21 protein-coding genes are annotated in these 25063 nt (G+C 37.0%); 12 read left to right on the top strand and 9 right to left on the bottom strand.

Annotated features, from left to right (window positions below; all coding sequences use genetic code 11):
- Positions 1 to 250 precede the first annotated feature (250 nt).
- Positions 251 to 2446 (bottom strand): B12-binding domain-containing radical SAM protein, encoded by a 2196-nt coding sequence (locus ACN1CD_RS05325; RefSeq protein ID WP_419129287.1) that lies wholly within the window; start codon positions 2444 to 2446, stop codon positions 251 to 253.
- Between the two features lie 219 nt (positions 2447 to 2665).
- On the opposite strand from ACN1CD_RS05325, the gene ACN1CD_RS05320 reads away from it, so the two are divergent.
- A complete protein-coding gene (locus ACN1CD_RS05320; protein ID WP_419129286.1) occupies positions 2666 to 3382 on the top strand; it encodes a hypothetical protein in 717 nt (238 codons plus the stop codon).
- A gap of 518 nt (positions 3383 to 3900) precedes the next feature.
- On the opposite strand, the gene ACN1CD_RS05315 is transcribed toward ACN1CD_RS05320, so the two are convergent.
- On the bottom strand, positions 3901 to 5091 hold the full coding sequence (locus tag ACN1CD_RS05315; RefSeq protein WP_419129634.1) for an NAD(P)/FAD-dependent oxidoreductase: 1191 nt from the start codon (positions 5089 to 5091) through the stop codon (positions 3901 to 3903).
- A gap of 55 nt (positions 5092 to 5146) precedes the next feature.
- On the opposite strand from ACN1CD_RS05315, the gene ACN1CD_RS05310 reads away from it, so the two are divergent.
- From ACN1CD_RS05310 to ACN1CD_RS05295, 4 genes are all read left to right on the top strand, one after another.
- Positions 5147 to 6286 (top strand): 5-(carboxyamino)imidazole ribonucleotide synthase, encoded by a 1140-nt coding sequence (locus tag ACN1CD_RS05310; protein WP_419129285.1) that lies wholly within the window; start codon positions 5147 to 5149, stop codon positions 6284 to 6286.
- A gap of 139 nt (positions 6287 to 6425) precedes the next feature.
- Positions 6426 to 6947 (top strand): 5-(carboxyamino)imidazole ribonucleotide mutase, encoded by a 522-nt coding sequence (gene purE / locus ACN1CD_RS05305; protein ID WP_419129284.1) that lies wholly within the window; start codon positions 6426 to 6428, stop codon positions 6945 to 6947.
- Positions 6948 to 7119: 172 nt separating this feature from the next.
- Positions 7120 to 7926 (top strand): DUF6597 domain-containing transcriptional factor, encoded by an 807-nt coding sequence (locus ACN1CD_RS05300; protein WP_419129283.1) that lies wholly within the window; start codon positions 7120 to 7122, stop codon positions 7924 to 7926.
- Between the two features lie 72 nt (positions 7927 to 7998).
- A complete protein-coding gene (locus tag ACN1CD_RS05295; protein ID WP_419129281.1) occupies positions 7999 to 8940 on the top strand; it encodes a nitrilase family protein in 942 nt (313 codons plus the stop codon).
- 71 nt (positions 8941 to 9011) lie between these two features.
- Here the strand turns inward: ACN1CD_RS05295 and ACN1CD_RS05290 are convergent, their stop codons facing one another.
- Positions 9012 to 9575 (bottom strand): YqgE/AlgH family protein, encoded by a 564-nt coding sequence (locus ACN1CD_RS05290; RefSeq protein WP_419129280.1) that lies wholly within the window; start codon positions 9573 to 9575, stop codon positions 9012 to 9014.
- Between the two features lie 46 nt (positions 9576 to 9621).
- Between ACN1CD_RS05290 and pdxH the strand changes: the two genes are divergently transcribed.
- From pdxH to ruvB, 3 genes are all read left to right on the top strand, one after another.
- Positions 9622 to 10272, top strand: a complete 651-nt coding sequence (pdxH, locus tag ACN1CD_RS05285) for a pyridoxamine 5'-phosphate oxidase (RefSeq protein WP_419129279.1) — start codon at positions 9622 to 9624, stop codon at positions 10270 to 10272.
- Between the two features lie 339 nt (positions 10273 to 10611).
- Positions 10612 to 11511, top strand: a complete 900-nt coding sequence (locus tag ACN1CD_RS05280; protein ID WP_419129633.1) for a 3-hydroxyacyl-CoA dehydrogenase family protein — start codon at positions 10612 to 10614, stop codon at positions 11509 to 11511.
- Positions 11512 to 11542: 31 nt separating this feature from the next.
- Entirely contained in the window at positions 11543 to 12565 is a 1023-nt protein-coding gene (ruvB, locus tag ACN1CD_RS05275) for a Holliday junction branch migration DNA helicase RuvB (protein ID WP_320462774.1), read from the top strand.
- Positions 12566 to 12945: 380 nt separating this feature from the next.
- Here the strand turns inward: ruvB and ACN1CD_RS05270 are convergent, their stop codons facing one another.
- Positions 12946 to 13323 (bottom strand): GxxExxY protein, encoded by a 378-nt coding sequence (locus ACN1CD_RS05270; protein ID WP_419129278.1) that lies wholly within the window; start codon positions 13321 to 13323, stop codon positions 12946 to 12948.
- A 125-nt stretch (positions 13324 to 13448) separates the two neighbouring features.
- Between ACN1CD_RS05270 and ACN1CD_RS05265 the strand changes: the two genes are divergently transcribed.
- Positions 13449 to 14957: a GNAT family N-acetyltransferase gene (locus ACN1CD_RS05265; RefSeq protein ID WP_419129277.1), complete on the top strand. Its 1509-nt coding sequence runs from the start codon at positions 13449 to 13451 to the stop codon at positions 14955 to 14957.
- 92 nt (positions 14958 to 15049) lie between these two features.
- On the opposite strand, the gene ACN1CD_RS05260 is transcribed toward ACN1CD_RS05265, so the two are convergent.
- A complete protein-coding gene (locus ACN1CD_RS05260) occupies positions 15050 to 15256 on the bottom strand; it encodes a hypothetical protein (RefSeq protein WP_419129276.1) in 207 nt (68 codons plus the stop codon).
- 138 nt (positions 15257 to 15394) lie between these two features.
- On the opposite strand from ACN1CD_RS05260, the gene queG reads away from it, so the two are divergent.
- Positions 15395 to 16330, top strand: coding sequence for a tRNA epoxyqueuosine(34) reductase QueG (gene queG / locus ACN1CD_RS05255; RefSeq protein ID WP_419129275.1), 936 nt, complete (start codon positions 15395 to 15397; stop codon positions 16328 to 16330).
- A gap of 170 nt (positions 16331 to 16500) precedes the next feature.
- Here queG and ACN1CD_RS05250 read toward each other — a convergent pair whose 3' ends face one another.
- Both ACN1CD_RS05250 and ACN1CD_RS05245 read right to left on the bottom strand, forming a co-directional pair.
- Complete coding sequence (locus tag ACN1CD_RS05250) at positions 16501 to 18360, bottom strand: M1 family metallopeptidase (RefSeq protein ID WP_419129274.1); 1860 nt, start codon at positions 18358 to 18360, stop codon at positions 16501 to 16503.
- Between the two features lie 68 nt (positions 18361 to 18428).
- Complete coding sequence (locus ACN1CD_RS05245) at positions 18429 to 19385, bottom strand: exonuclease domain-containing protein (protein ID WP_419129273.1); 957 nt, start codon at positions 19383 to 19385, stop codon at positions 18429 to 18431.
- Between the two features lie 168 nt (positions 19386 to 19553).
- Here ACN1CD_RS05245 and ACN1CD_RS05240 point away from each other — a divergent pair, with 168 nt between their 5' ends.
- Entirely contained in the window at positions 19554 to 21527 is a 1974-nt protein-coding gene (locus ACN1CD_RS05240) for a DUF3857 domain-containing protein (RefSeq protein ID WP_419129272.1), read from the top strand.
- Positions 21528 to 23432, top strand: a complete 1905-nt coding sequence (locus ACN1CD_RS05235) for a DUF3857 domain-containing protein (RefSeq protein ID WP_419129271.1) — start codon at positions 21528 to 21530, stop codon at positions 23430 to 23432. It begins immediately after the preceding gene.
- On the opposite strand, the gene ACN1CD_RS05230 is transcribed toward ACN1CD_RS05235, so the two are convergent.
- Positions 23419 to 23541, bottom strand: a complete 123-nt coding sequence (locus ACN1CD_RS05230; protein ID WP_280790409.1) for a hypothetical protein — start codon at positions 23539 to 23541, stop codon at positions 23419 to 23421. The two genes, ACN1CD_RS05235 and ACN1CD_RS05230, sit on opposite strands and share 14 nt — an antisense overlap.
- Positions 23542 to 23579: 38 nt before the next feature.
- Entirely contained in the window at positions 23580 to 25028 is a 1449-nt protein-coding gene (locus ACN1CD_RS05225) for an SDR family oxidoreductase (RefSeq protein WP_419129270.1), read from the bottom strand.
- Positions 25029 to 25063 lie beyond the last annotated feature (35 nt).

Here is a 25063-nt window from a genome sequence, read left to right as displayed (position 1 = left end):
CCTCGACATTTACGGTTAAGACTATAAATAAACATTTCCCGCAAATCACAGGGATTACGCAGATGTTTTAATCTGCAAGATATGCGTAATATGCGGGAAACTTTTAGACTCATCCCAAACGGGAAATTAAAAACCTCGACATTTACGGTTAAGACTATAAATAAACATTTCCTGCAAATCACAGGGATTACGCAGATGTTTTTAATCTGCGAGATATGCGTAATCTGCGGGAAAACTTATAAACAAAATATTAAAGCACCAACAGACCAAACTCCCGCAAAGTATTTACAGGTTTTGAATACCAGAACAATTCGAAGTTTTCCATTTCTTGTTCAAAATCAGCCTTAACATCTTGGAAAGAGTAAGTCTGATCTGAAGCAACCCTGATTTTCTGGAGAATCGAAACCAGCCATTCTCCTTCATTTTTATTGGTTTGAATGGTAAAGGTTTGCTTTTTATCATGAAAAGTGAGCGTAGCAATTTCCCATGAATTCCCTTTTTTAGTTTTGGTAAAATATTCAGCTTCGGGATTTGTACCTAACCAAACTACCTTTGCTGTTGGTTTGGTGTTAAAATTTTGATCCTCATTTAAAGCTTTTTCTATGAAATCTTCAGGAATTTTGGTTCTTGGAATTTTAAAATCGAACCAGTCCTGGAGTTCATAATCGAAGCAAATTCCATGCATAAAATTGAACAATGACTTTTTTAATCCAAAGCTAAATTTGTTATGGTCTATACCGGTTTTATCGGTGTAGTTGATATCGTTATTGGCGAATGTTCCGATGATTTCCGTATCTTTTATTACACCAAATTTTTCAGGGTATAAACCCACCGGACTATGTGCCGTCATGGCGAACTGATGCCAGAAACCGGATTGCAAAACCCCTACTTCAAACAATTGTCGCACCATCTCCAGGCTATCTACCGTTTCCTGTATGGTTTGTGTAGGATAACCATACATCAAATAGGCATGAACCATGATGCCGGCCGCTGTAAAGTTTCGTGTTACCCGGGCAACCTGTTCAACAGTTACTCCTTTTTCAATGAGCTTAAGTAACCGATCTGATGCCACTTCTAAACCACCTGAAACGGCGATACAGCCAGAAGCCTTTAGCAATAGACATAAATCAGCGGTGAAACTTTTTTCAAAACGAATATTAGTCCACCAGGTTACAGCTAATTTTCGACGAAGAATTTCCAAAGCTACCTCACGCATTAAAGCCGGAGGAGCGGCCTCATCTACAAAGTGAAATCCGTTTTGTCCGGTTTTGATAGATAATTCTTCAATCCGGTCTACAATCTGCTTCGCCTGAACTGGCTCATAAACTTTAATATAATCCAGAGAAATATCGCAAAAAGTACATTTCCCCCAGTAACAGCCGTGCGCCATGGTGAGTTTATTCCATCGGCCATCGCTCCACATCCGGTGCATGGGGTTCACAATCTCGATTACGGAAATGTATTGATCTAAAAGCAAACCAGAATAATCTGGCGTACCTACATCTGCTTGCTTATAATCTTTTCTGAATGAATCATTTCGATAAGCAACTCCCCCTTCTTGAAGCAAAAATGTGCGTTTATACATCTGCATCTCTTCAGGAATCGTTCCGCCGATGTTCTGGATCAGCAACTCGATTGGCAACTCGCCATCATCTAATGTGATGAAATCGAAAAACTCGAAAACCCGTGGATCGGAAAGTGAACGCAGTTCTGTATTTGGAAATCCGCCACCCATAGAAATCTTTATTTCAGGGTGGTGCTTCTTTACCCATTGGGCAGATCGGAAAGCGCTGTATAAATTACCTGGAAAAGGTACAGAAATCAAAAACAATTTTGGCTGAACGGTCTCAATGTAAGGCTGCAAAACAGAGATCAAAATTTTGTCGATATAACTTGGCTCCTGCCCTAAGACATGGTAAAGTTCATCGAAAGAGTTTGCACTTCTGCCTAAACGCTCCGCGTAGCGACTAAAACCAAAATTTTCGTCTACACATTCTACTATAAAATCAGAGATATCTTCCAGGTAAAGCGTTGCTAAATGTTTGGCTTTATCTTGTGTTCCCATCGCACCGAAGGCCCAATCTAATTCTTCCAATTGCGCAAATCGCGATGCCTGAGGAAGGAAATCATCACCACAAATTTGTAAAGCAAGTGTTGGATTTTTGCCCTGAAGGAAATCAATTACCGAATCGATGGTTTTTAAATATTCATCCTGAAGTGCAAGAATCCGCTTTGAATTGGCACTTAATGGTTTTTCGTTTTCAGCATTAAAGAGATCTTTTAAACCTTGCTTGGAGAATATTTTAAGGATAACTTCAATGCCTAAATCGGCTTGTGTAGAACTGATGTTCTTTGTATTAAGAAAACCTTTTATATACGCTGTCGCTGGATAAGGTGTATTCAGTTGGGTAAATGGCGGCGTAATGATAAAAAGTTCTGTCTTCAAAAGGAATATTTAAAATGCAAAAGTACGGGATTTTTAGAAGTATCTGTCTGTGCTGAATTTATTTTAAAGGTGGAATTAGTGTTTTTAGTTAATCTGTAGTGACTTCTTAATCAGCAGCTAGTTTGGAATAAGAACCTGAAATGAATTCAAGATGCTTAAAATTTGCAAACTAAAAATACAAAAATCACGTTTTGTAATTATATTAACACCATTTACCAAATGAGATTTTTGCTATTCCTGATATCTATATTTTTTATACAAACTTCTTTTGCCCAGAATGCTTTTATTTTCCCAAAAGTAAAACAGCGTGCATCATCAGTGGAACAACTTAACCTGGCAAAATGGAAAATTATTAAGACAGCGAATGGTGATTTAAATAATGATGGAATTGCAGATTTTGCCTTAATTTTTGAATCGGATAAAATGATTGATGAAACCCGAACTTACGGTGATAATAACTCTGAAATCATAAAAGAGACACAAAAGCCAAGGATTTTAGCAATCTATTTCAAAGATAAATCCACCGGAAACTACCAACTATCTGCACAGAATAACGATTTTATCTTACGTTCTGAAGAAGGTGGAAAACTTGGCGACCCCTTACAACAAATCGAAATTAAAGATCAACAGTTATTTTTAAGATTTCGAGGTGGCAGTGAATGGCGTTGGGAATTGGGTTATACTTTTAAATTTCAAAACAAAGACTGGTTTCTCACTAATGCCATTAATATTTATTTCAACCAGAATACTGGTGACATGACCGAAAGAATTTATGATTTTAATACTCGTGAATTATTCACTACTGTTGGAAATTTGCACAGAAGAGATATCGCCAACCGAAAAACCAGTGAGGTTTTATATTTTAGCCAGCTGAGAACTTTTAAGACTTTTAAAAAGCCCTGGGCATGGGAAATTATGCCAAATGTTTATTTGTAATGATTAAATAGTTGTTAATTAATATCTTACAATCCTTTGGGTAATATTAATAACAATCTCCTCTTTTACCATAATATTAACCTCAATAAGGTTGCCACAAAACGGAGAAAAACCGTTTCTTGCAATGAAGACCATGTTAGTTTGGTGCCAAAATCTGGTTGTAGCGTCTCGCTAAGACTCAAGTTATATAGCGAAATCAACTTACGAAGTTTAGTGGGCCTGTGAAAAGGAAAACTTCGTCAGTTTAAAACGGTAGTTTCTCCTATCCTCGAGTGTCCTTGCGAAAACATACTACAATCCTTTATCGGTTATGTCCGCGGCAATCTCCTCCTTGTTTACAACAATCTAGCTAAAGTGAGGTTGCCACGAAACCAAGAAAAACCGTTTCCCGCAATTGTAAAAGTTTAATATTTTACCACCAAAAACTATTTTTCTGAGTATTCAGTGTTTCTGTGGCAAATACTATAGGCTATATGGTAAATTTTTATTTCCACAAAAACACAAAAATCGTGAGGTATTTACAAATTCTGCGCAATCACAAACCCACTCGCCCAGGCCCATTGGAAGTTATAACCACCAAGCCACCCCGTTACATCCATACATTCGCCGCCAAAAAACAAGCCTGGTATCTTCTTACATTCTAAAGTTTTAGATGAAATCTCATTGGTGTCTATTCCGCCACGCATCACTTCCGCTTTATCATACCCCTTATCTCCGGCAGGCTTCACCTTAAACCTATGGATAGTTTGATCCATCAATTGGATTTCAGTGCTGGTTAACGAAGCAACTGGTTTATTTAGCGGTAGAAATTTACCTAAGGCATCTGTTAATTTTTTGGTGTAAAAACGATTCAATAAAGTAGAGACTAATGTTTTTCCATTTAATCGCCGCTCTTCGTCCAGTAGCAAGATGATGTTTTCGTTAGGAAGCAAATTCAAATTAACCACCTCACCCCTCCGCCAAAATGAAGAAATCTGCAAAATAGCCGGACCACTCAAACCCCAGTGCGTAAAAAGAATATTCTCTTCAAACGAAATCTCGTCATTACTCACTTCGCAAAAAACGGAGTTACCAGAAAGTTGCGCAAACCATTCTTCATCCTTACCTGTAATGGTTAAGGGAACCAATGCCGGAGCGGTTTCCACGATGTTCAATTGATGTTTCCTGGCAAAACGCAAAGCAAAATCTGTAGCACCCATTTTTGGAATGGGTAAACCTCCTGTTGCGATCACTAATTTTTCAGTAGTTAGCGAAATCATCTTCCCGTTCTTCTCATAAGTAACTTTAAATCCATCTGCCAAGACATCAATATCCTTAACATCTGCCTTGGTTCTGATTTCTTGACCAAAATCTGCACAAGCAGCCGTAAACATTTCCACCACATCTTTTGCATTCTTATCGTCTGGAAATAATTGACCTAAAGTCTTTTCTTTACCCAGAATACCATATGTTTCGAAAAAACTGATGGTATCTTCAACCGTCCACTGGTTAAAAGCTGATTTTACAAAATGTGGATTTGCAGAAATAAATTGTTCAGCTGTAGCCAATTGGTTGGTATAATTACAGCGCCCACCACCAGAAATTAAAATCTTTGCTCCGGGTTTATCGTTCTTTTCCAGTACGATAACCTTTTTACCAAGATAACCAGCCTGTACTGCGCACATTAACCCACAGGCACCAGCACCAATAATAATCGCATCTGCATCCATCATTAAACCTAAAATTGTTACTTTTGTACAAAATTAGCATAATTTTCAACCCCTCATGGCAAAACAGATAAGCGAATTAAAATTAGGTATTTTAGGTGGTGGGCAACTGGGTAGAATGCTTATTCAGCAGGCAATCAACTACAACGTAACTTCTTTAGTTTTAGATCCTGACCCGGATGCTCCTTGCAAACACATTGCGAACTATTTTGAAAATGGTTCCATCACAGATTTTGACACCGTTTATAATTTCGGAAAGAAAGCAGATGTAATTACAATTGAAATAGAAAAAGTAAATATAGAAGCATTAGAACAACTCGAGAAAGAAGGAAAAAAAGTATTTCCGCAGTCGAGAGTTATTCGTTTAATTCAAGACAAAGGGGTTCAGAAACAATTTTTTAAAGAGAATGATATTCCAACTTCTCCATTTCAAATTGTAAATACCAGAGAAGATATCGAAAATAGCCTGATTCCTTTTCCTTATATCTTAAAATTGCGTAAAGATGGTTACGATGGCAAGGGCGTAATGAGGATAAACAGTGCCGATGATTTAAAAGATGCTTTTGATGCGCCTTGCATTATCGAAAAATTGGTTGACTTTGAAAAGGAAGTTGCGGTAATAGTTGCCAGAAATGCAAAAGGCGACATGAAAACCTTCCCAATGGTTGAAATGGAATTTAATGCAGAAGCTAATTTAGTTGAGTTTCTGATCTCTCCTTCTACCTACGCAGAAAGCTTACAACAAAAGGCTGAAAATATCGCAAAAAATATTGCATCAGCAATGAATATCACAGGTATTTTAGCGGTTGAAATGTTTGTTGATAGTGATGGAGAAATACTGGTGAATGAAGTTGCGCCACGTCCGCATAATAGTGGTCACCATACGATTGAAGGAAATTATGTTTCTCAATTTGAGCAGCATTTAAGGTCTATTTATAATTTGCCTTTAGGCGATACCACCAGCATTACCAACGCCGTTATGATTAATTTACTGGGCGAAAAAGGCTCTGAAGGCGTGGCTAAATATGAAAACCTGGAGAAAATTTTAGCTATCGATGGCGTGTTTGTTCACCTTTATGGTAAAAAATATACCAAACCGTTCCGCAAAATGGGTCATGTAACGATCGTAGATATTGATAGAGATAAAGCAATCGAGAAAGCGAGATACGTTCAAAAAACATTAAGGGTTATAGCGTAACCCCCCCAGCCCCCTGAAGGGGGAGCTGACAGGCGATGTGGAAATGCAGGGTGGCTAAAGAATTGGTGACTCTTGTCAAAAATAAAAATCTAATCCTTTCGAGGAAAAACTTAACTTATAAATAGATCACACGATAGATATGAACAATGGAAATTCAAATTCCCCTTTAGGTGCTGAGGGGTTCTTAGTAGGAATAATCATGGGCAGCAAATCAGATTTGCCTGTAATGCAAGATGCTGCTGATGTATTAAAAGAATTTGGAATCAATTATGAAATTACGGTAGTTTCTGCACACCGTACACCAGAACGCATGTTTAACTATGCAAAGGAAGCACAAGGAAGAGGTTTAAAAGTAATTATTGCTGGTGCTGGCGGAGCTGCACATTTACCAGGAATGGTGGCATCCATAACCACATTGCCTGTAATTGGTGTTCCTGTGAAATCATCAAACTCTATAGATGGCTGGGATAGTATTTTATCTATTCTACAGATGCCAAACGGTATTCCAGTGGCTACAGTTGCTTTAAACGCTGCAAAAAATGCTGGCTTATTGGCCACTCAAATTTTATCAACTGCTGATGCATCATTAACCGTAAAAATGCAGGCTTATAAGGATGAACTAAGAAGAAAAGTGGAAGAAAGCGCTTTGGAAATGGAATAAAGCCAAAAGGCTGATATCTGGATGTTAGAAAATTTAATTATTTTTCTTTTCAAACTTAGGTGAATTAAGCTTTAAAAATTCAAATAACATATAAATCTTCGAAAAAAATATCCTTCATTAAAAAAATCATTTTCAAAATACCTTGAATCTATATTTAATTCCCATGTAATTCATGCAAATACCACCATCACCAGTTCTGAGCAGTATTGTTAGACACTATCTGATTCTTTCTAGTGATGTTTGTACAAATCCTGATTTTAGATTTTTCTCTGATGGAAGTCCCGGAATTGTTTTTCACCGGAAAACACCCTTCTCACAGAAAAATAAATTAAATGGTAATTTTAGTGCACAGCCTAAATGCTTTGTATACGGACAGATTACGCAGTTTAATACCTTATCAACCACTGCAGAAACAGATATGCTGATTGTTGTTTTACAACCATTTGCCCTATTTAAATTATTTAATATTGCTGCTTTTGAAGTAAATGATAAAACCATTTCGTTTGATGAACTAACTGGTCAATCAGGTCGGTTGCTTTTAGAAAAGATTCAGGAGCAACCAGAAAATATTGTAGCTATTAATTTGATTGAAGATTTTTTGTTAAACCTGCGTATTCAGAAAACTCATTATGATAAAATAATATTTACTTCGCTACAGCATATTTATGCAAAGAAAGGAATGAGCAGTTTAACACAAATGCTAAAAGAAGTTCCTGCAACAGAAAGACAACTGGAAAGAAAATTTCGTGAGCACATTGGTTTGAGTCCAAAAAAGTTTGCAGATATTGTCAGATTCAGGCACTTACTCAAATGCCTTAAACAAGCAAATCAGCATACAAATATTTCAGCAATTGGTTATAGTTGTGGCTATTATGATCAATCACATTTAAATAACATCTTTAAGAAATTTACTGGCTTAACGCCACTGCAATATCAAAACAATGGTAATCTGCTTGCAGTTAATTTTCTTTTGCTTTAGCAAATTGTCGGTTTTTTCCAATTTTTAAAATAGCTTTCTGCTCATCTTCGTATTAACAATTAAGATAATGAAATGAAAAATTTAAAAATTGCTACAGCACAGTTTGAAAACAAAAGTTACGATAAAGCATATAATTTAAGTGTAATAGAAAAACTCTCGAAGGAAGCTGCAGATAAAGGTGCAAACGTAATTAACTTTCATGAATGCTCCATTACTGGCTATACTTTTGCTAGAAATTTAAATAAGGAGCAGATGCTTGAGCTGGCAGAAATTATTCCAGATGGTCCAAGTATAAAGGTATTAATATCTATCGCAAAAAAATATCGGATTACGATATTGGCAGGATTGTTCGAAAAAGATCATGAAGAAAACTTATACAAAGCGCATGTTTGCGTTGATGAAACAGGTTTAGTGGCAATACATAGAAAACTTCATCCTTTTATTAATCCAAACCTTTCTGCCGGAACAAGTTATACAACTTTTAATCTTCATGGATGGAAATGTGGTATTTTGATTTGCTATGACAACAATATTATTGAAAATGTACGTGCGACGGCACTACTTGGGGCTCAAATTATATTTATGCCCCATGTAACCATGTGTACACCATCTACAAGACCAGGCGCAGGCTTTGTTGATCCTGAATTATGGAAGGATAAAAAAACAAATGCAATACAGCTGCGTGAAGAATTTGATAGTTTAAAAGGAAGGCAGTGGCTGATGAAATGGCTGCCAGCACGAGCTTATGACAATGCCATTTACGCAGTCTTTTCTAATCCCATTGGGATGGACGATGACCAGTTAAAAAACGGATGCTCAATGATTATTGATCCATTTGGTGATATAATTGCCGAATGTAGATCACTAGAGGATTCTTTTGTAATAGCAGAGTTAAATCCGGAAAAATTAGTTCAGGCTGGAGGTCATCGCTATTTGGAGGCTAGAAAGCCTGAATTATACGGAGAAATTATCAGTAAAGCCCATAAGAGCATTCAAAAAGTGATATGGCGATGAAACAGTTTACAATTTCCAGTTAATAGTTTTCAGTTAAACATCTACAATTGATAGATTAGTTTAACTGAAACTTAATTCAAACTTGGATCAATCGGGAAATTACTTACATGGGCATACTTTGGACCGAGATTGACGATCACATCTCGCCAAAGTTTTTCATCATCATTTCCAAAAATAAGATCAAGATCTGATACTTCGCTTACCATCCAGGCATTTTGTGCCAACTCCTGGTCCAGCTGGCCATTTTCCCAGCCGGAATAGCCCATAAAAAATTTAATTTCACTTTCATCAATTGCATTCGTATTGATTAAAATTTTAAGTGTTTCAAAGTTACCACCCCAATATAAGCCATTTCCTATGGGCTCTCCACTTTGCAATTTATCGTAAGCACGATGAATAAAGTGAAGCGTATCAGCAGCTACAGGTCCGCCGAAATAGATGTGATTATCTGCATCCCATAAATCCTGCACTACATCTTTTAAAATTACATTTGCCACCTGATTTAGGATATAACCTACAGATCCTTCATCACCATGCTCCGAAAGTAATAAAACAGATCGCTTAAAATTCGGATCGGACATAAAGGGTTCAGAGATCAATAAGCGGCCTGTTTTAGGTTTAATATTATTTAGCATGACGATTATCATTTGTTGCACCGTAAAAGATGCCTATTTTTGTTAAATGCAAGTTACTAATGAATTTCTACAAAACCTGCGCCAAGATTATAAAAGCGCCACGTTAGATGAGTCTGACGTAGATAACAATCCCATTAATCAATTTAAAAAATGGTTTGAACACGCTGTTGAAGCGCAGATTAATGAACCAAACGTGATGACATTGGCAACTGCCGATAAATCTGGCCGTCCGGATGCCCGAATCGTATTATTAAAAGGAGTTGATGATAAAGGGTTTAGGTTTTTCACCAATTATTTAAGCGCTAAAGGAAAAGAACTAAAAAGAAATCCTTATGCCGCATTGGTTTTTTTCTGGCCGGAATTAGAACGACAAGTGAGAATTGAAGGAACGGTAGAAAAACTCGATAAAGAAACATCTGAAGAGTATTTCAATACCCGCCCTATCGCCAGTCAGATTGGTGCCATTGCCTCACCACAAAGCCAGGTTATTCCCAACAGGTCTTTCTTAGAAGAAAAGTTTGATGACCTAAAAGCTAAAAGTGAGGATAAAGCCATTGTAAAACCAGCACATTGGGGTGGTTACGTTGTAAAACCGACAAGAATTGAGTTTTGGCAAGGCAGAAGAAGCAGATTGCACGATCGCGTGAATTTCGAATGGATCAAAAATGAATGGGTGAAATCGAGATTGGCACCTTAGTAAGATCCTAAAAATAAAATAGAGGTCTGCTATCCAGCCGGACCTCTATTTCTAACTAATCATTAACTAACCTAAATTTTTAAGGAAGTACTTTATATAAACGTCGTATTTTAAAAAATGTGACGGCTAATTTTATTTTAGTAGCAATTAAAATTTAATTTTGTTTGCTTGATGAATCAAATTTATTTAAAAAGTGGAAATAAAAATTGCGGCTATCGACGAATGCAAAGTTTGAATCGATTAAAGATTTAATTTAACTAAAACCTGGCTTCTATTAACAGATTTTAACATTATCGGAATAGGCAGGACTATAAATTGCTTAAGCTAACCAAAAATAACATCATGATTAAAAACGTCTCAGTTATCGGTTCAGGAACCATGGGAAATGGCATTGCACATGTGTTTGCCCAGTTCAATTATAAAGTAAATCTGATCGACATCAATCAAACCGCTCTAGACCTGGCCCTAAAAACAATAGAAAAAAATCTGGATAGACAGGTAGCAAAAGGTATACTTACTGATGCTCAAAAAAACGTCACACTCCACAATATTACTACCTATACTTTAATAAGTGAAGGCGTGGCAACTGCCGATTTAATTGTAGAAGCAGCGACTGAAAATCTTGATTTAAAATTAAAAATATTTAAGGATTTAGATCTGCATGCGCCTGCTGGTGCAATCCTCGCTTCAAATACCTCATCGATATCGATTACACAAATTGCTTCCGTTACTTCACGTGGTGACCAGGTAATCGGAATGCATTTCATGAATCCGGTACCAGTAATGAAATTGGTTGAAGTGATTCGTGGATATCAAACCAGCGATGAAACGACCGCTATTATTATGGAACTTTCAAGAAATCTGGAAAAAATGCCGGTTGAGGTGAATGATTATCCAGGCTTTGTCGCAAATCGGATCCTGATGCCAATGATTAATGAAGCTATTTACACTTTATATGAAGGCGTTGCCGGCGTTTATGAAATTGATACGGTGATGAAACTCGGAATGGCTCATCCAATGGGGCCACTGCAACTGGCAGACTTTATCGGCCTTGATGTATGCCTGGCGATTTTAAAAGTATTGCATGATGGATTTGGAAACCCAAAATATGCACCTTGCCCATTATTAGTTAATATGGTTGCAGCGGGTAAAAAAGGTGTAAAATCTGGTGAAGGCTTTTATAAATACACCGCTGGATCTAAGGACTTGACTGTTTCGGATAAATTTAAAAAATCCTAATTTTTTTAGCATTTTATTTTATATTTGCGTTATGAACGAAAATCTTGATCCAGACGCAAACAACCTCACGCCTACCGATCGCGATATTGAAAGGGTACTAAGGCCACAGGCTTTTGAAGATTTCACTGGTCAGGAGAAAGTGATGGAGAACCTGAAGATTTTTGTTCAGGCAGCAAAACTTCGTGGTGAGGCATTAGACCATGTGCTGTTACATGGTCCTCCAGGTTTAGGTAAAACAACTCTTTCCTACATTATTGCCAACGAAATGGGCGCCGGGATTAAAGTAACCTCTGGTCCTGTTTTAGATAAACCAGGAGATTTGGCCGGACTTTTAACTGGCCTGGATGAAGGCGATATTCTTTTTATTGATGAGATTCATCGTTTGTCGCCTTTGGTAGAAGAGTATCTCTATTCTGCAATGGAAGATTTCAAGATTGATATCATGCTTGAAACCGGTCCTAATGCACGTTCAGTTCAGATTTCTTTGAATCCTTTTACCTTAGTGGGTGCAACTACCCGTTCGGGTTTACTTACTGCACCATTAAGAGCGAGGTTCGGAATTAACTGTCGCTTAGCTTATTATGATGCAAAATTATTAACCACAATCGTCTTGAGATCATCAGACATCTTAAAGACACCAATTAGTGATGAAGGTGCATTTGAAATTGCCCGCCGAAGTCGAGGTACTCCCCGTATAGCAAATGCATTGCTGCGCCGAACCAGGGATTTCGCACAAATAAAAGGGACTGGAAGTATTGATCCCGATATTGCAAACTATGCTTTAAATGCACTTAATGTAGATGAGCATGGCTTAGATGAAATGGATAATAAAATCCTGACTACCATCATCGACAAATTCAAAGGCGGACCAGTGGGTTTAAAAACCATCGCTACAGCTGTTGGTGAGGATGAAGGGACGATTGAAGAGGTTTACGAACCATTTCTCATTCAGGAAGGTTTTATTATGCGTACTTCCCGTGGCCGCGAAGTTACAGAAGCTGCATACAAACATTTAAAGAAAAATTATCCTGCGCAAACGGGGAAATTGTTTTAACATTACTCGTATAAGGTAAATTGGAAAATAATTCCTTTTAAATCTGCGTTTCTTATCTGCGAAATCTGCAGGGAAACTTACTAATCATCATAATATGAGTGTGGAACTTTACCAGCATTTTAGTTCCCGCAGATCTAAGATGATTTAAGGCGCTGATCGAAATGGACCTTAAATACCGTGAACCTATAACATCCTTTTAAATCTGCGTTTCTTATCTGCGAAAATCTGCGGGAAAATTTACTAATCATCATAGTATGAGTGTTAAACTTTACCAGCATTTTAGTTCCCGCAGATCTAAGATAATTTAAAGCGCAGATTGAAATGGATTTAACATATGATTCTACCTTAATCTAATATGGAAAATGCAAAAAAAACAATCTTCATAGCCCGTATGCTTTACGAAATATGCCATTCTCAATGTTGCCAGAATTAAAATTAACCAGCAACCCAAGTTTGTACCCTGATAGTTTCAAGTATGTGATTAATTGCCTATGATGTAAATTGCTGATCATTTCCACCGATTTTATTTCAACAACAACCAGTTCTTCAATAAGTAAATCCAACCTGTATCCAACATCAATTCTTATTTCATCATAAATCATTGGCAAAATTACTTGACTTCTCACTAATAAACCTGACTTCTGAATTTCGTACTTTAGCGCGGCTTCATAAGCTGACTCCAGTAATCCTGGCCCTAATGTATTATAAACCCTAAAAATAGATCCCCTTATGATATACGAAACTTGATTTTCTGTCATCACCTAAAATAATAAAACATTCTTAAAAAGAGTAAAAAAATCAATTCTGAATCATCAAAGATTCTTTTTATTTAATCAAACATTTAAAGCCCCCATCCGTTCAGTAAGGGTAAAACCAACAAATTATGAATATCGAATTACGTAAGCTAACGCTAGAAGATTATGCTGATTTAAAAGAATCGATGCTACAAGCCTATGATAGCATGGGTGGGTCAATCTGGCCAAAATCAAGCATTGCGAAACTTTTAAATCTTTTCCCGGAAGGTCAGGTTTGTATTGCTGTAGACGATAAAGTAGTAGCTTGCTCACTTTCTATAATTGTTGAATACGATGAATATGGCGACCGCCACACCTATAAATTAATTACTGGCGATTACTCTTTCTCTACCCATGATCCGAACGGCGATACGTTATATGGTATCGAAATTTTTGTACATCCGGAATTCCGGGGATTAAGATTAGGAAGAAGACTTTACGAAGCCCGAAAAGAACTTTGTGAAAGTTTAAATTTAAAAAGTATTATCGCTGGTGGAAGAATTCCAGGTTACCATACCTATTCAGAAACCTTAACACCGAGGCAGTACATCGATAAAGTTAAAGCAAAAGAAATTTACGATCCGACGTTAACTTTTCAAATCTCGAATGACTTCCACGTTCGGAAAGTCTTGAAAAATTATTTGCCGGGTGATAAAGAATCGAAAGAGTTCGCTACATTAATTGAATGGAATAACATCTATTACCAAGGTGTAGATGCCTCTGCGAGGTCTGCCATGACGATCAGGTTGGGATTAGTTCAGTGGGAAATGCGTTTATTTCCGGATATGGATGTTTTTTATGAACAAGTAGAGTTCTTTGTAGATGCGTTAAGTGGTTACAAATCAGATTTCATTATGTTTCCGGAGTTGTTTAACACCCCATTACTGCAACCCTACAATCACCTTCCTGAAATTGAAGCGATGCGTAAGCTAGCTGAAAAAACAAAGGAAATCGTAGACAGAATGCACGAATATGCACTTAGCTATAATGTAAACATCATTACAGGAAGTATGCCATTGCTCGAAAATGGAAAATTATATAACGCTACTTATTTGTGCCATAGAACAGGTAAGATAGATGAGTATAGAAAAATCCACATCACCCCAAATGAGCAAAAATATTATGGAATGATTGGCGGAGATAAAGTTCAGGTTTTCGATACCGACTGTGGTAAAATTGGAATTTTAATCTGCTACGATGTCGAATTCCCAGAACTAAGCAGAATTTATGCTGATCAGGGCATGCAGATTTTATTTGTTCCGTTTTTAACTGATACACAGAATGGTTATACCAGGGTTAGACATTGTGCACAAGCCAGGGCAATTGAAAATGAATGTTATGTAGCTATTGCAGGTTGTGTGGGTAATTTGCCGAAAGTAAATAATATGGATATCCAGTTTGCTCAATCTGCAGTTTTCACCCCATCAGATTTTGCTTTCCCAACCAATGCTGTCAAAGCAGAAGCTACGCCGAATACGGAAATGGTATTAGTGGTTGATGTTGATCTTCACCTTCTTGATGAATTACATCATTATGGAACGGTTAAAGTATTGAAAGATAGACGCACTGATTTATATCAAACTAAATTGTTAAAATAAAATAGGTTTCCTTTCTGTAGAAACCCGAAAAATAGGCATAAAAAAATGCCGATTGCATCAACAGCCGGCATTTCAATCTAATCTAAAGCTACTTATTTTCTTAATGCAAACCACACGATTAACCCGATAACTACGGCAACCGGCAGAATCCATTTTAAAATAGAACCTGCACCGTTTTCATCTTTTTCAGTTACAGCTGACTTGGCTGGTCCTGGGTCTTCTTTGTGATTTTCGTAATCTTGTTCAATCGGTTTAGGAGCTTCTCCTGATTCCGTATGTTTTGGATCTATATTTTCCATATGTTATTAGTTGAATGAAGTCTTCACACTATCAATTTCTGATTCTGTAAGCAACACAGTTAATTAATTTAGTTTCTATAATGAGAACACGGTATTAATCAAAATGTTTTAAATCCTAAGCCTTATCTTTGCATATCTGTGTACAATAATGAGGCAAAATATAGTCAATTAATAAAGGATGAGGCAAAACGCCTTGGCTTTCTGGATGTTGGTATTTCTAAAGCAGAATTTCTGGAAAATGAAGCACCAAGACTAGAAAAATGGCTGCATCAAAATCACCATGGTGAAATGAAGTATATGGAGAATTACTTCGATAAACGCCTCGATCCAAGACTTCTGGTTGACGGTGCTAAATCTGTCATCTCTTTATCTTTAAATTATTATACAGAGGAAAAGCAGTTAGATCCAAATGCACCAAAAATATCTAAATATGCTTACGGTCAGGATTATCACACCGTAATAAAAGATAAACTTAAGTCACTAACCTATTTCATAGAAGAAAATATAGGCGAAGTATCTGGCAGAGCATTTGTAGATTCCGCTCCCGTTTTAGATCGGGCCTGGGCGAAAAAATCAGGCATTGGCTGGATTGGAAAAAATTCTAATCTGATCAGTAAAACTGAAGGCTCTTTCTTCTTCCTTGCCGAATTGATTATCGATTTAGAACTGGATTACGATCATCCTTTTCAAACTGATCATTGTGGCACTTGTACAAGATGTTTAGATGCCTGCCCTACTGATGCGATCATCGCCCCTCAGGTTGTGGATGGAACGAAGTGCATTTCATATTTAACCATTGAGATGAAGAACGAGATTCCTACAGAATTTAAAGATAAAATGAGCAACTGGATGTTTGGCTGTGATATTTGTCAGGATGTTTGCCCCTGGAACAGGTTTTCTAAAGCCCACAACGAGGAAGCATTTAAGCCAGAAAACGGTTTGCTGGATTTAACCGCAAAGGAACTGACTGAAATCACCGACGAGGTTTTCAAAAAAGTATTTAAAGGATCAGCGGTAAAGCGTACGAAATATAACGGTCTCAAAAGGAACATCGATTTTCTTAAGCCCGAATAATTTTTAAATAAAAAATGAGGCTGTATCATCATTACTCACTTAAATTATGATTTGTCATGTTGAGCTTGTTGAAACACTGTTAAGAACACTTTTTTACAAGTCCTTCGACAGGCTCAGGATGACATTTCTAATTTATGATACAGCCTCATTAATTTGCAGCAATAAAAATACTAATTTACGTTAAACGTATTATCGCCTTTAGATTTATCCGGAACGTTGCTACTTCCCATCACTACTTTCTTCAGCTTTTTAGCGGTCTTAATTTTGATCATAACCACCTTACTCCCTTTTTCCCAAATGCCAATGGTACTGTGATTTTTCTCAGACGAGCCATCAGCGTAGGTTAATGTTAGGTCGATTGGAAGAGGCTTTATCCCTTTATTTTCAACAGCAATTGTATATCCGCTATTTGTTTTATCTACAGTTTTAATACCTAAATCCAGTATATCACCTTCAAAAAACCAGGGTTTCCAAAACCAATTAAGGTTTTTACCGCTTCCCTCATTCATGCTGTTGAAGAAATCATATGGCATTGGGTGCTTACCATTCCAGTTTTTGATGTAAGTATGAAGGGCCTTCGTAAATAACTCCTCGCCTAAATAATCTTTAACAAATAAATAAGCTAAGCCTGGTTTCGGGTAAGAATTTGTAAACGATCCTGAACCTTTCAAATCAGGTGTTAAAGTCATTATTGGTGAATCATCTTTGCTTCCTGAAGATGAAGCTGTTGGTTGGATCCCATATTCATCAACGATATTCGAGTCGATCATTGGCGAAATAAGCCACTCGCCTATTGTTGCCCAACCTTCATCCATCCAGCCATATTTGGTTTCATTAATGCCCATATAAAATGGAAACATGGTGTGAAAAATTTCATGATCAGTTAAGGTTATCGCATCCTCACGGCTATCTACCGGATTATCATTCACCATCATTGGATATTCCATTTGATCCAATCCATCGAAAATGGTTTCATGGTTATAAGGGAATGGCCATTTCGGAAAGACAAAGCTCATTGATGATACCGTTTTACGGGCAAAATCGATCACTTCATAATAATCCTTATGCTTTGGATTAAACACTGCATCTACCCTGGTTCTTCTTTTAGTTTTTGGATCAACAACTAAACTCGTCGACTTCCATAAATAATGATCACTTAAAGCAAAAACAAAATCTGTAACGTTAATGGCCTCAAATTTAAAAGTATTGAAAGCGTTATTCCTGGTCACCTTTTTATCAGCCAGATCCTGATCAGTAATCACATCAATTACCGCATCGTTTTTTTCGGCAGAAACTATTCTGGCTATAATCTGATCCTGAAAAACATCGTTTGCGTTTTTAAGATCTCCGGTTGCCCAAACACCATAACCTCCCGGCACAGTTACTTCAGCATTAAACTGATCAAAATCATTATAAAATTCTTCTGCCCCGGTGTAAGGAAATTTGTTCCAGCCATCAACATCGTCATAAACGGCAATTCGTGGAAAGAAATAAGCAACAAAATGAGCTCCATCATCTACCTGACCAGTGCGCATATGTGATCCCTTATTCAGCGTGTAATGGTAATCAATATCAAATTTTATGGTACTTCCCGGTAAAACGGGCGGAACCTCTACCGTCATGTTTGTACCATCAATCTGGTAATTGGTGATGGCATTACCCGATGCATTTAATTTTTCTATTGCTACTCCGTCGCCTAAATCAGATTCGGCAAGCTTTGATTTTCTTGGCGTACCTTTTTTATAAAGATTTGGATATAATTTAAACCAGATTTCGCTTAGCGTATCAGGACTGTTATTGGTATAAACTACTGCAACCTTACCTTTTAACAGGCGACTTTCTGGATTAAAATCAACTTTCAAAACATATTTAGATTTGTTTTGCCAATAATTTTTTCCTGGTTTTCCATTCACACTTCTAGTTGCTTTCTGGTAAGTGTTCTGGAAAACGGGTTCTACAGGCAATTGAGTTTGTGCCTGAATCGAACTGCTAATCAGGATAAACCAAGCGATAAGTTTTATTATTTTCATATTGTTATTAAACTAAAAAGGCACAAGGAATAATGATATCGCCTTGTGCCTTTCTGATTAGATTTAAATTATTTACCAAATTTCATTTTTAACTGTTCAAGCATATCAGTATTAATCGGCTGCGCAGGTTTATCTGGTTGTGGCTTTGGTTGCGGCTTCTTATATTGAGGACGATCTTGCGGCACAGTATTTTGCGGTTTCGGTGCCCTGTTTTCATTCTTCTTAGCATTGAATTTCGCCCATTCTTCGTCAAGCTTTTTCTTGGTATAAAGTGGAAAATCACCGTTTTTCATCCAGGCGTAATAGCTTGGCTCTGCAGCAAAAACCTGCTGCGCTGTTTTGCCCTTGTGTTTTCCAAAATTGAAACATACTTCATCCTGATCGTTATAAACCATACGGCCTGCAAAATCAACAGGTTTATTGATATTTGTGAACACATGTAGCGCATCTACATCATTAACAACCGGAACACTTTTTACACCTTGTTTGCTTTCAAATTCAGTTTCCTTATACATTTCCAACTGACCTAAAAGGACTTTATATGTCGCAATTACATCTGCTTCGGCAGCATGGGCGTTTACTAAATCTTCCTGACAATAAAATTTATATGCTGCTTTTAAGGTGCGTTGCTCCATCTGGTGGAAGATATTTTGTACGTCTACAAATTTCCGCTGGCTCATATCGAAGTCGATATCTGCCCTTAAGAACTCTTCCAATAGCATTGGAATATCAAACTTATTTGAGTTGTAACCTGCCAAATCACTATCACCAATAAACTCGGCAATTTCATTTGCTAAAACTTTAAATGTCGGCTCATTGGCAATATCCTCATCGTAAATACCATGAATTAAAGAGGTCTGCAATGGAATAGGCATTTCAGGATTTACACGCCAGGTTTTAACAATTTCGGCTCCGTCGGGCATGGCTTTAAGAACAGCAATTTCTACTATTCTGTCTGCACCTACGTTTATACCAGTTGCCTCAAGATCGAAAAATGCTAAAGGGCGTTTTAAATTTAATTTCATCGGTTTTTAATATCAGATTTAGATGAAGTTGTCTATGCTACATCCATTAATATATATTTATTCAAAAGTGCTAAAAAGGATTGATTTGTTTGTACATCGTATTTATTTAATTCAAAATATTTCATACTTATCATCCCGAGCATTAAATTGCAGAAAATTACGCTTTAAATGAAAATAATACTATTACCGCTTGTTCTTTGCTTTCTGACATTATCTTCCTTCGCTCAAAATTTCACTTATGGCCAGGCACTTTATGATGATTTGGAGTTTGATAGAAATAAAATAGACAGCAATGCCAATGCTGTTGTACTTAAAGAGTTTGGAACAACGTCTATTCAAATTGATGATATAACCGGTCATCTTGAACTTATTTTCGAATACCATACTAAAATTAAAATCTATAATAAAAATGGTTTCGACGCTGCTAATATTGTTATACCAACTTACAAAGATGATAGCCGCGAAGAGACAATAAGAGATTTGAAGGCCTCTACATTTAATTATGTTAACGGAAATTTTGTAGAAACGATCATGGATAAGAAATCCGTTTTTGTTGAGAATAAATCAAAATATACCCGGCTAACAAAGTTCACCCTCCCGAATTTAAAAGAAGGTTCCATTATTGAATATACCTACAAGTTGAAGTCGCCAAGACTTTTTAATTTTAAAACGTGGGAGTTTCAATCAAATCTTCCCAAAGTATCAAGCGAATACCTGGTATATATTCCCGGAATCTACAATTACAACGTATCATTAAGAGGTTATTTAAAACTTACCGATCAGAAATCAGAAATTTCAAAAGAGTGTTTACGAATTAACGGGGCAAATATCGATTGCTCCAAAATCAGTTATTTGATGAAAAATGTTCCGGCATTTATAGAGGAAGATAACATGACAGCGCCAAGTAATTTCAAATCAGCCATTTATTTCGAATTATCAGATTTCACCAATCCAAACGGAGGAAAAACCTCTTACACTAAAACATGGAAAGATGTAGATTATGAATTGACTTCTGATAAATCTTTCGGTGCCCAGATGAAACGAAAGGACCTTTACAAAGACCTTATCGCTGGTATAATTAAAGATGCGCCTGATGATCTGCAAAAGGCAAAGGCGATTTTTGCCTACATTAAAAAGCAAATTAAGTGGAATAATTACTATGGGATTTTCTCTGAAGAAAGCATTAAAAAATCTTTTGAAAGCAGATCCGGTAATATCGCTGATATCAACTTTAACCTGATAGCAGCACTATCAGCTGCCAATTTAGATGCCGAAGCTGTAATCTTATCAACCAGAGAAAATGGAACCATTAATAAATTGTATCCTATTATTTCTGATTTCAATTATGTGGTAGCTAAGGTAAACATTGGAGATAAAAGTTACCTCTTAGATGCTTCGGAACCACTTCTTCCCTTCGGTTTGTTGCCTTTGAGGTGTATAAATGATCAAGGAAGAGTAATGAACCTGAAAAAGGCATCGTATTGGATAGATTTGAAAGCGAGCCAAAAGGCAGTTACAAGCTACGTATTATTTGGGAAGTTGAACAATGATGGGAAGTTAATAGGGACACTTACTACCCACAGTCAAGGCTATTCGGCTTTTAACAGACGAAAGGAAATTAAAAAATATGGATCGGTAGAAGAATACGTCGAAAAAATAGATGAACGTTTGCCAAGAATCAAAATTCTGCACCAGACAATCAGTAATATCGACAGTATCGAAAATGCGTTAAAAGAAGTGTTCGAGGTTGAATTTACGGTGAATGATGGTTCCAATAATAAGCAGTTCTACATGAGTCCGTTCTTTATTAATGCGATTACGAAAAACCCCTTCAATTTAAATGAACGAACATATCCTGTTGATCTGGGCACAGCAACAGATGAGCGAATCTCTATAAACATTACGCTGCCCGAAAATTATGAGTTACTGGAGAAACCTAAAAATTTAGCGATAGGCTTGCCGAACTCAGGCGGGAAATACCTGCTCAATACAACTTTTGAAAATAATGTATTATCACTAAACCAGGTTTTACAGTTTAATAATGCCATTTATGAACCGGAGTTGTATCTCTATTTGAAAGAGTTTTATAGCAAAATTATTCAAAATCAAAAAAGCGAATATTTACTCAAAAAGGTAAACTAAATGAAATTTGTTGTTACGGTTATTTCCCTTTTATTATGGTCACCTTTTGCATTCGCACAGGTAAACTACGATGCTGACTTGATTTCGCCTCAACTTCGCAGCAGGGCAAATTCCTGTATTAGAAATGAAGAGATTACGGTGGATATGAGGGCTCCGGATAATGTGATCCGCTTGCAAAAAAAAGTGATTACCGTTTTCAATGAGAATGGAGATGATGATGCCCGAATGGTTATTGCTTATGATAAAAACACCTCTATAAAAGGTATTAAAGGCGAAATTTACAATGCTGCAGGAATACTGACCAGTAAATTCAATCAAAGTAATTTCTCAGATGTAAGTGCTGCCGATGGATTTTCTTTATTTATAGATAGCAGGCTAAAACTTTTCAACCCGTCGGTTAACCAATACCCATATACTGTTTCTTACGAGATTGAAATCAGAAACAAACAAAATCTGATCATCAGAGACTGGATGCCTGCGATGGAGAATAACATTTCCGTTGAAAAAAGCACTTATACTTTTATTAGTAAGCCTGCTGATGAGGTTCGGATTAAAACACAGCATTATAAAGGCGAACCAATTGAAACCATCGATGAAAAACAGAAAAAACAGGTATGGTCAATCACTAATCATGCAGCAACCAAGGCAGAACCTTATAGCCCCGATCCGGAACGTTACCTCACTAAAGTACAAATTGCACCTCAACAGTTCTATTATTACAGACATAATGGAACTTATAATAACTGGCAGGATTTAGGAAAGTGGGTTTATGATGATTTGCTAAAAGAGAGAATGGCATTACCGCCAGCAACTATGCAAACCATTAAAGAGTTGGTGAAAGATGATATTAACGAAAAAGATAAAGCGAGAAAGATTTACAAATATTTACAGGAAAAAACCAGATATATCAGTGTGCAGATTGGCATTGGTGGTTTCCAACCTGTTGCAGCAAGTGAGGTAGATCGTTTGGGTTATGGTGATTGTAAAGCACTGGTAAACTATATGCAGAGCCTGCTCAAAGCGGCAGAGATTGAGTCATATTATTGTGTAGTGGAAGCAGGTTCACTCAAAAGAAATGTTGATCAGGCTTTTGCCAGCATGGGGCAAGGCAACCACATCATTTTATGCATGCCCCTTCAAGGCGATACTACCTGGCTGGAATGTACCAATCAAAAAATCCCTTTTGGTTTTCTAAGTGACTTTACTGATGACAGAACTGTTTTTGCCTGTACACCAACTGGTGGAAAACTTCTGAAGACTCCGAAACTTGGTACACAAAACAATCTTCAAGTTCGTAAAGCAGCATTAAGTATCGGTCAGGATGGTAACGTTACAGGAAAAATTAACACACTATTTTCGGGTGCGCAATATGATAACCGCGAATCTATAATTGATCAACCATTGGCAGAACAACGCAAACTGCTGAAAAATGCTTATAACATTGATAATATCGATTTTACAAATGTAGGCTTTTCCCAAAAAAAGGAAATCAACCCACAACTTACCGAAGACCTTAAACTAAGCATCAGAAATTATGCTCCGATAAACGGTGATAAAATGTATTTACAATTGAATGCCTTCAACATCCAGCCTACTATTCAGGAATTACTTAACCGGACGTTACCAGTGTATATTAATCGTGGATTCACCGATGAAGACACAATAGAGTTTGATTTACCAGAAAATGTAAAAACTGAATTGGTTTTAATAGAAGATAAAAACTTCAACAATGCATTTGGAAAATATATAAGAAAGGTAAGTAAAGACGGGACAAAGCTAACCTATTACCGGAAGCTGGTATTAAATGATGGCACGTTCGCACCAGAAAAATATGCTGAATTTTCTAAGTTTATTAACGACGTTAACATCGCTGATCATTTAAAGTTGGTACTTAACTTAAAATAATAATTCCGATACCAATTCCGATAATCATAATCAGGTACATCAGAATTTCAGTTGATGCAAAGCGTTTATATTTTGTCCAGAAAGAATAATCATGTTCTTGATTCGGCATACTGCAGTTTTTAGAAAACCAAAAATAGCTAAATTTGGCTAATTATTGGGTCGATATTTTGTAATCTGTTTAGCCATTCCTTTAAAGAGCACAAGGTGGAATGGCCACATGGCATACCAGTAAATCCTGCCCCATAAACCTCGTGGTCTAAATGTTGCAATTTGAGATAAATAAGCTTTCCCATGGAAATCAATTAATTTCAATTCCAGCCAGGCCTCTCCTGGCACTTTCATTTCGGCATAAAGCAACAGTCGTTTATTCTTTTTATCAGCCAGTAAAACGCGCCAGAAATCTAAAACATCTCCAGCTTGCAGATCTGTATTGCTGGTTCTTCCGCGTCTTGTACCCACACCGCCGAACATTTTATCCAGAAAACCCCTGAAATGCCAAAGCCAATCCATATAATACCAACCTCTGTTTCCGCCGATACTCCATATATTTTCAAAAACTTCTTCCGCCTCACGGTCAAACTGCATTTTCACTTTATATTCCAACGTACCATTTTGCGGAACTTTGATCTGATCCATAAAATCCGTTTGCAGGTATCCCCTGTTCAAAGCATCTTTCCAGCTGGAAACGATTGAGTTTTGATCTATTTTTTCGAAAGCCAGGTGTAATGCTTCTGAATAAGTCAGGCATTTCCTGGGCACTACCTGCTGTATCCGATTATCCTTGCAAACAACCTCATTTTTCATACTATCAACCAGGCTCCTGGCCAAAGAGTAAGGCACTGGAGTAATCATGTTTAGCCAGAGTGAGGATAATCTTGGCGTTAATACTGGAACAGTGATAATCCAACGTTTAAGCGCCCTTTCTTTAGCATAGCCCAATAGCATGTTTCGATAAGATAACACATCAGGCCCACCAATGTCGAAGGTTTCATTAAAAGCCTTAGCATTGTCTAAAACGCCTATCAAATAAGCTAATACATCCCTGATTCCAATAGGTTGGCAGCGTGTTTTTACCCATTTTGGCGCCACCATCACAGGTATTTTCTCGGTCAAATCCCTTATAATTTCAAATGAAGCACTCCCGGAACCAATGATGATTGCAGCCCTTAAAATAGTACAAGCAATGTTTGATGATTTTAATTCTTCTTCCACCGCTAATCTGGAGCCCAAATGTTTAGATAGGTGCTCATCATTTGCAATTCCTGTAAGGTAAATGATCTGCTTACATTGCGTTTTTCTGATTACAGTAGAAAAATTCTCAGAAGATTTTCGTTCCATATCAGAAAATCCCTGATCGCTGGATGACATGGAGTGAACCAGATAATAGGCGGCCTCTATATCTTCAGGAATTTCTAATAAAGAATCCAGATTCAACAGGTCACCAGAGATTACCGTAACCTTAGCCATCGGATCAGCATGCGAAATGAATCTTCGTCTATCGCGAACCATGCAAATCACCTCGTGATTTTGTTCTAAAAGCAAAGGCAATAATCTGGTGCCAATGTAGCCGTTTGCACCTGTCAATAAAATCTTCATCTGGCAGTTATTTAAGGATTAACAGTTATCTCGCC

Origin of the sequence: Pedobacter sp. N23S346, from assembly GCF_048515415.1 — a bacterium.
In the GTDB taxonomy this organism is placed as follows: domain Bacteria; phylum Bacteroidota; class Bacteroidia; order Sphingobacteriales; family Sphingobacteriaceae; genus Pedobacter.
Note: the sequence above shows the minus strand (reverse complement) of the source record. Positions and strands in the feature narration are given on the sequence as shown.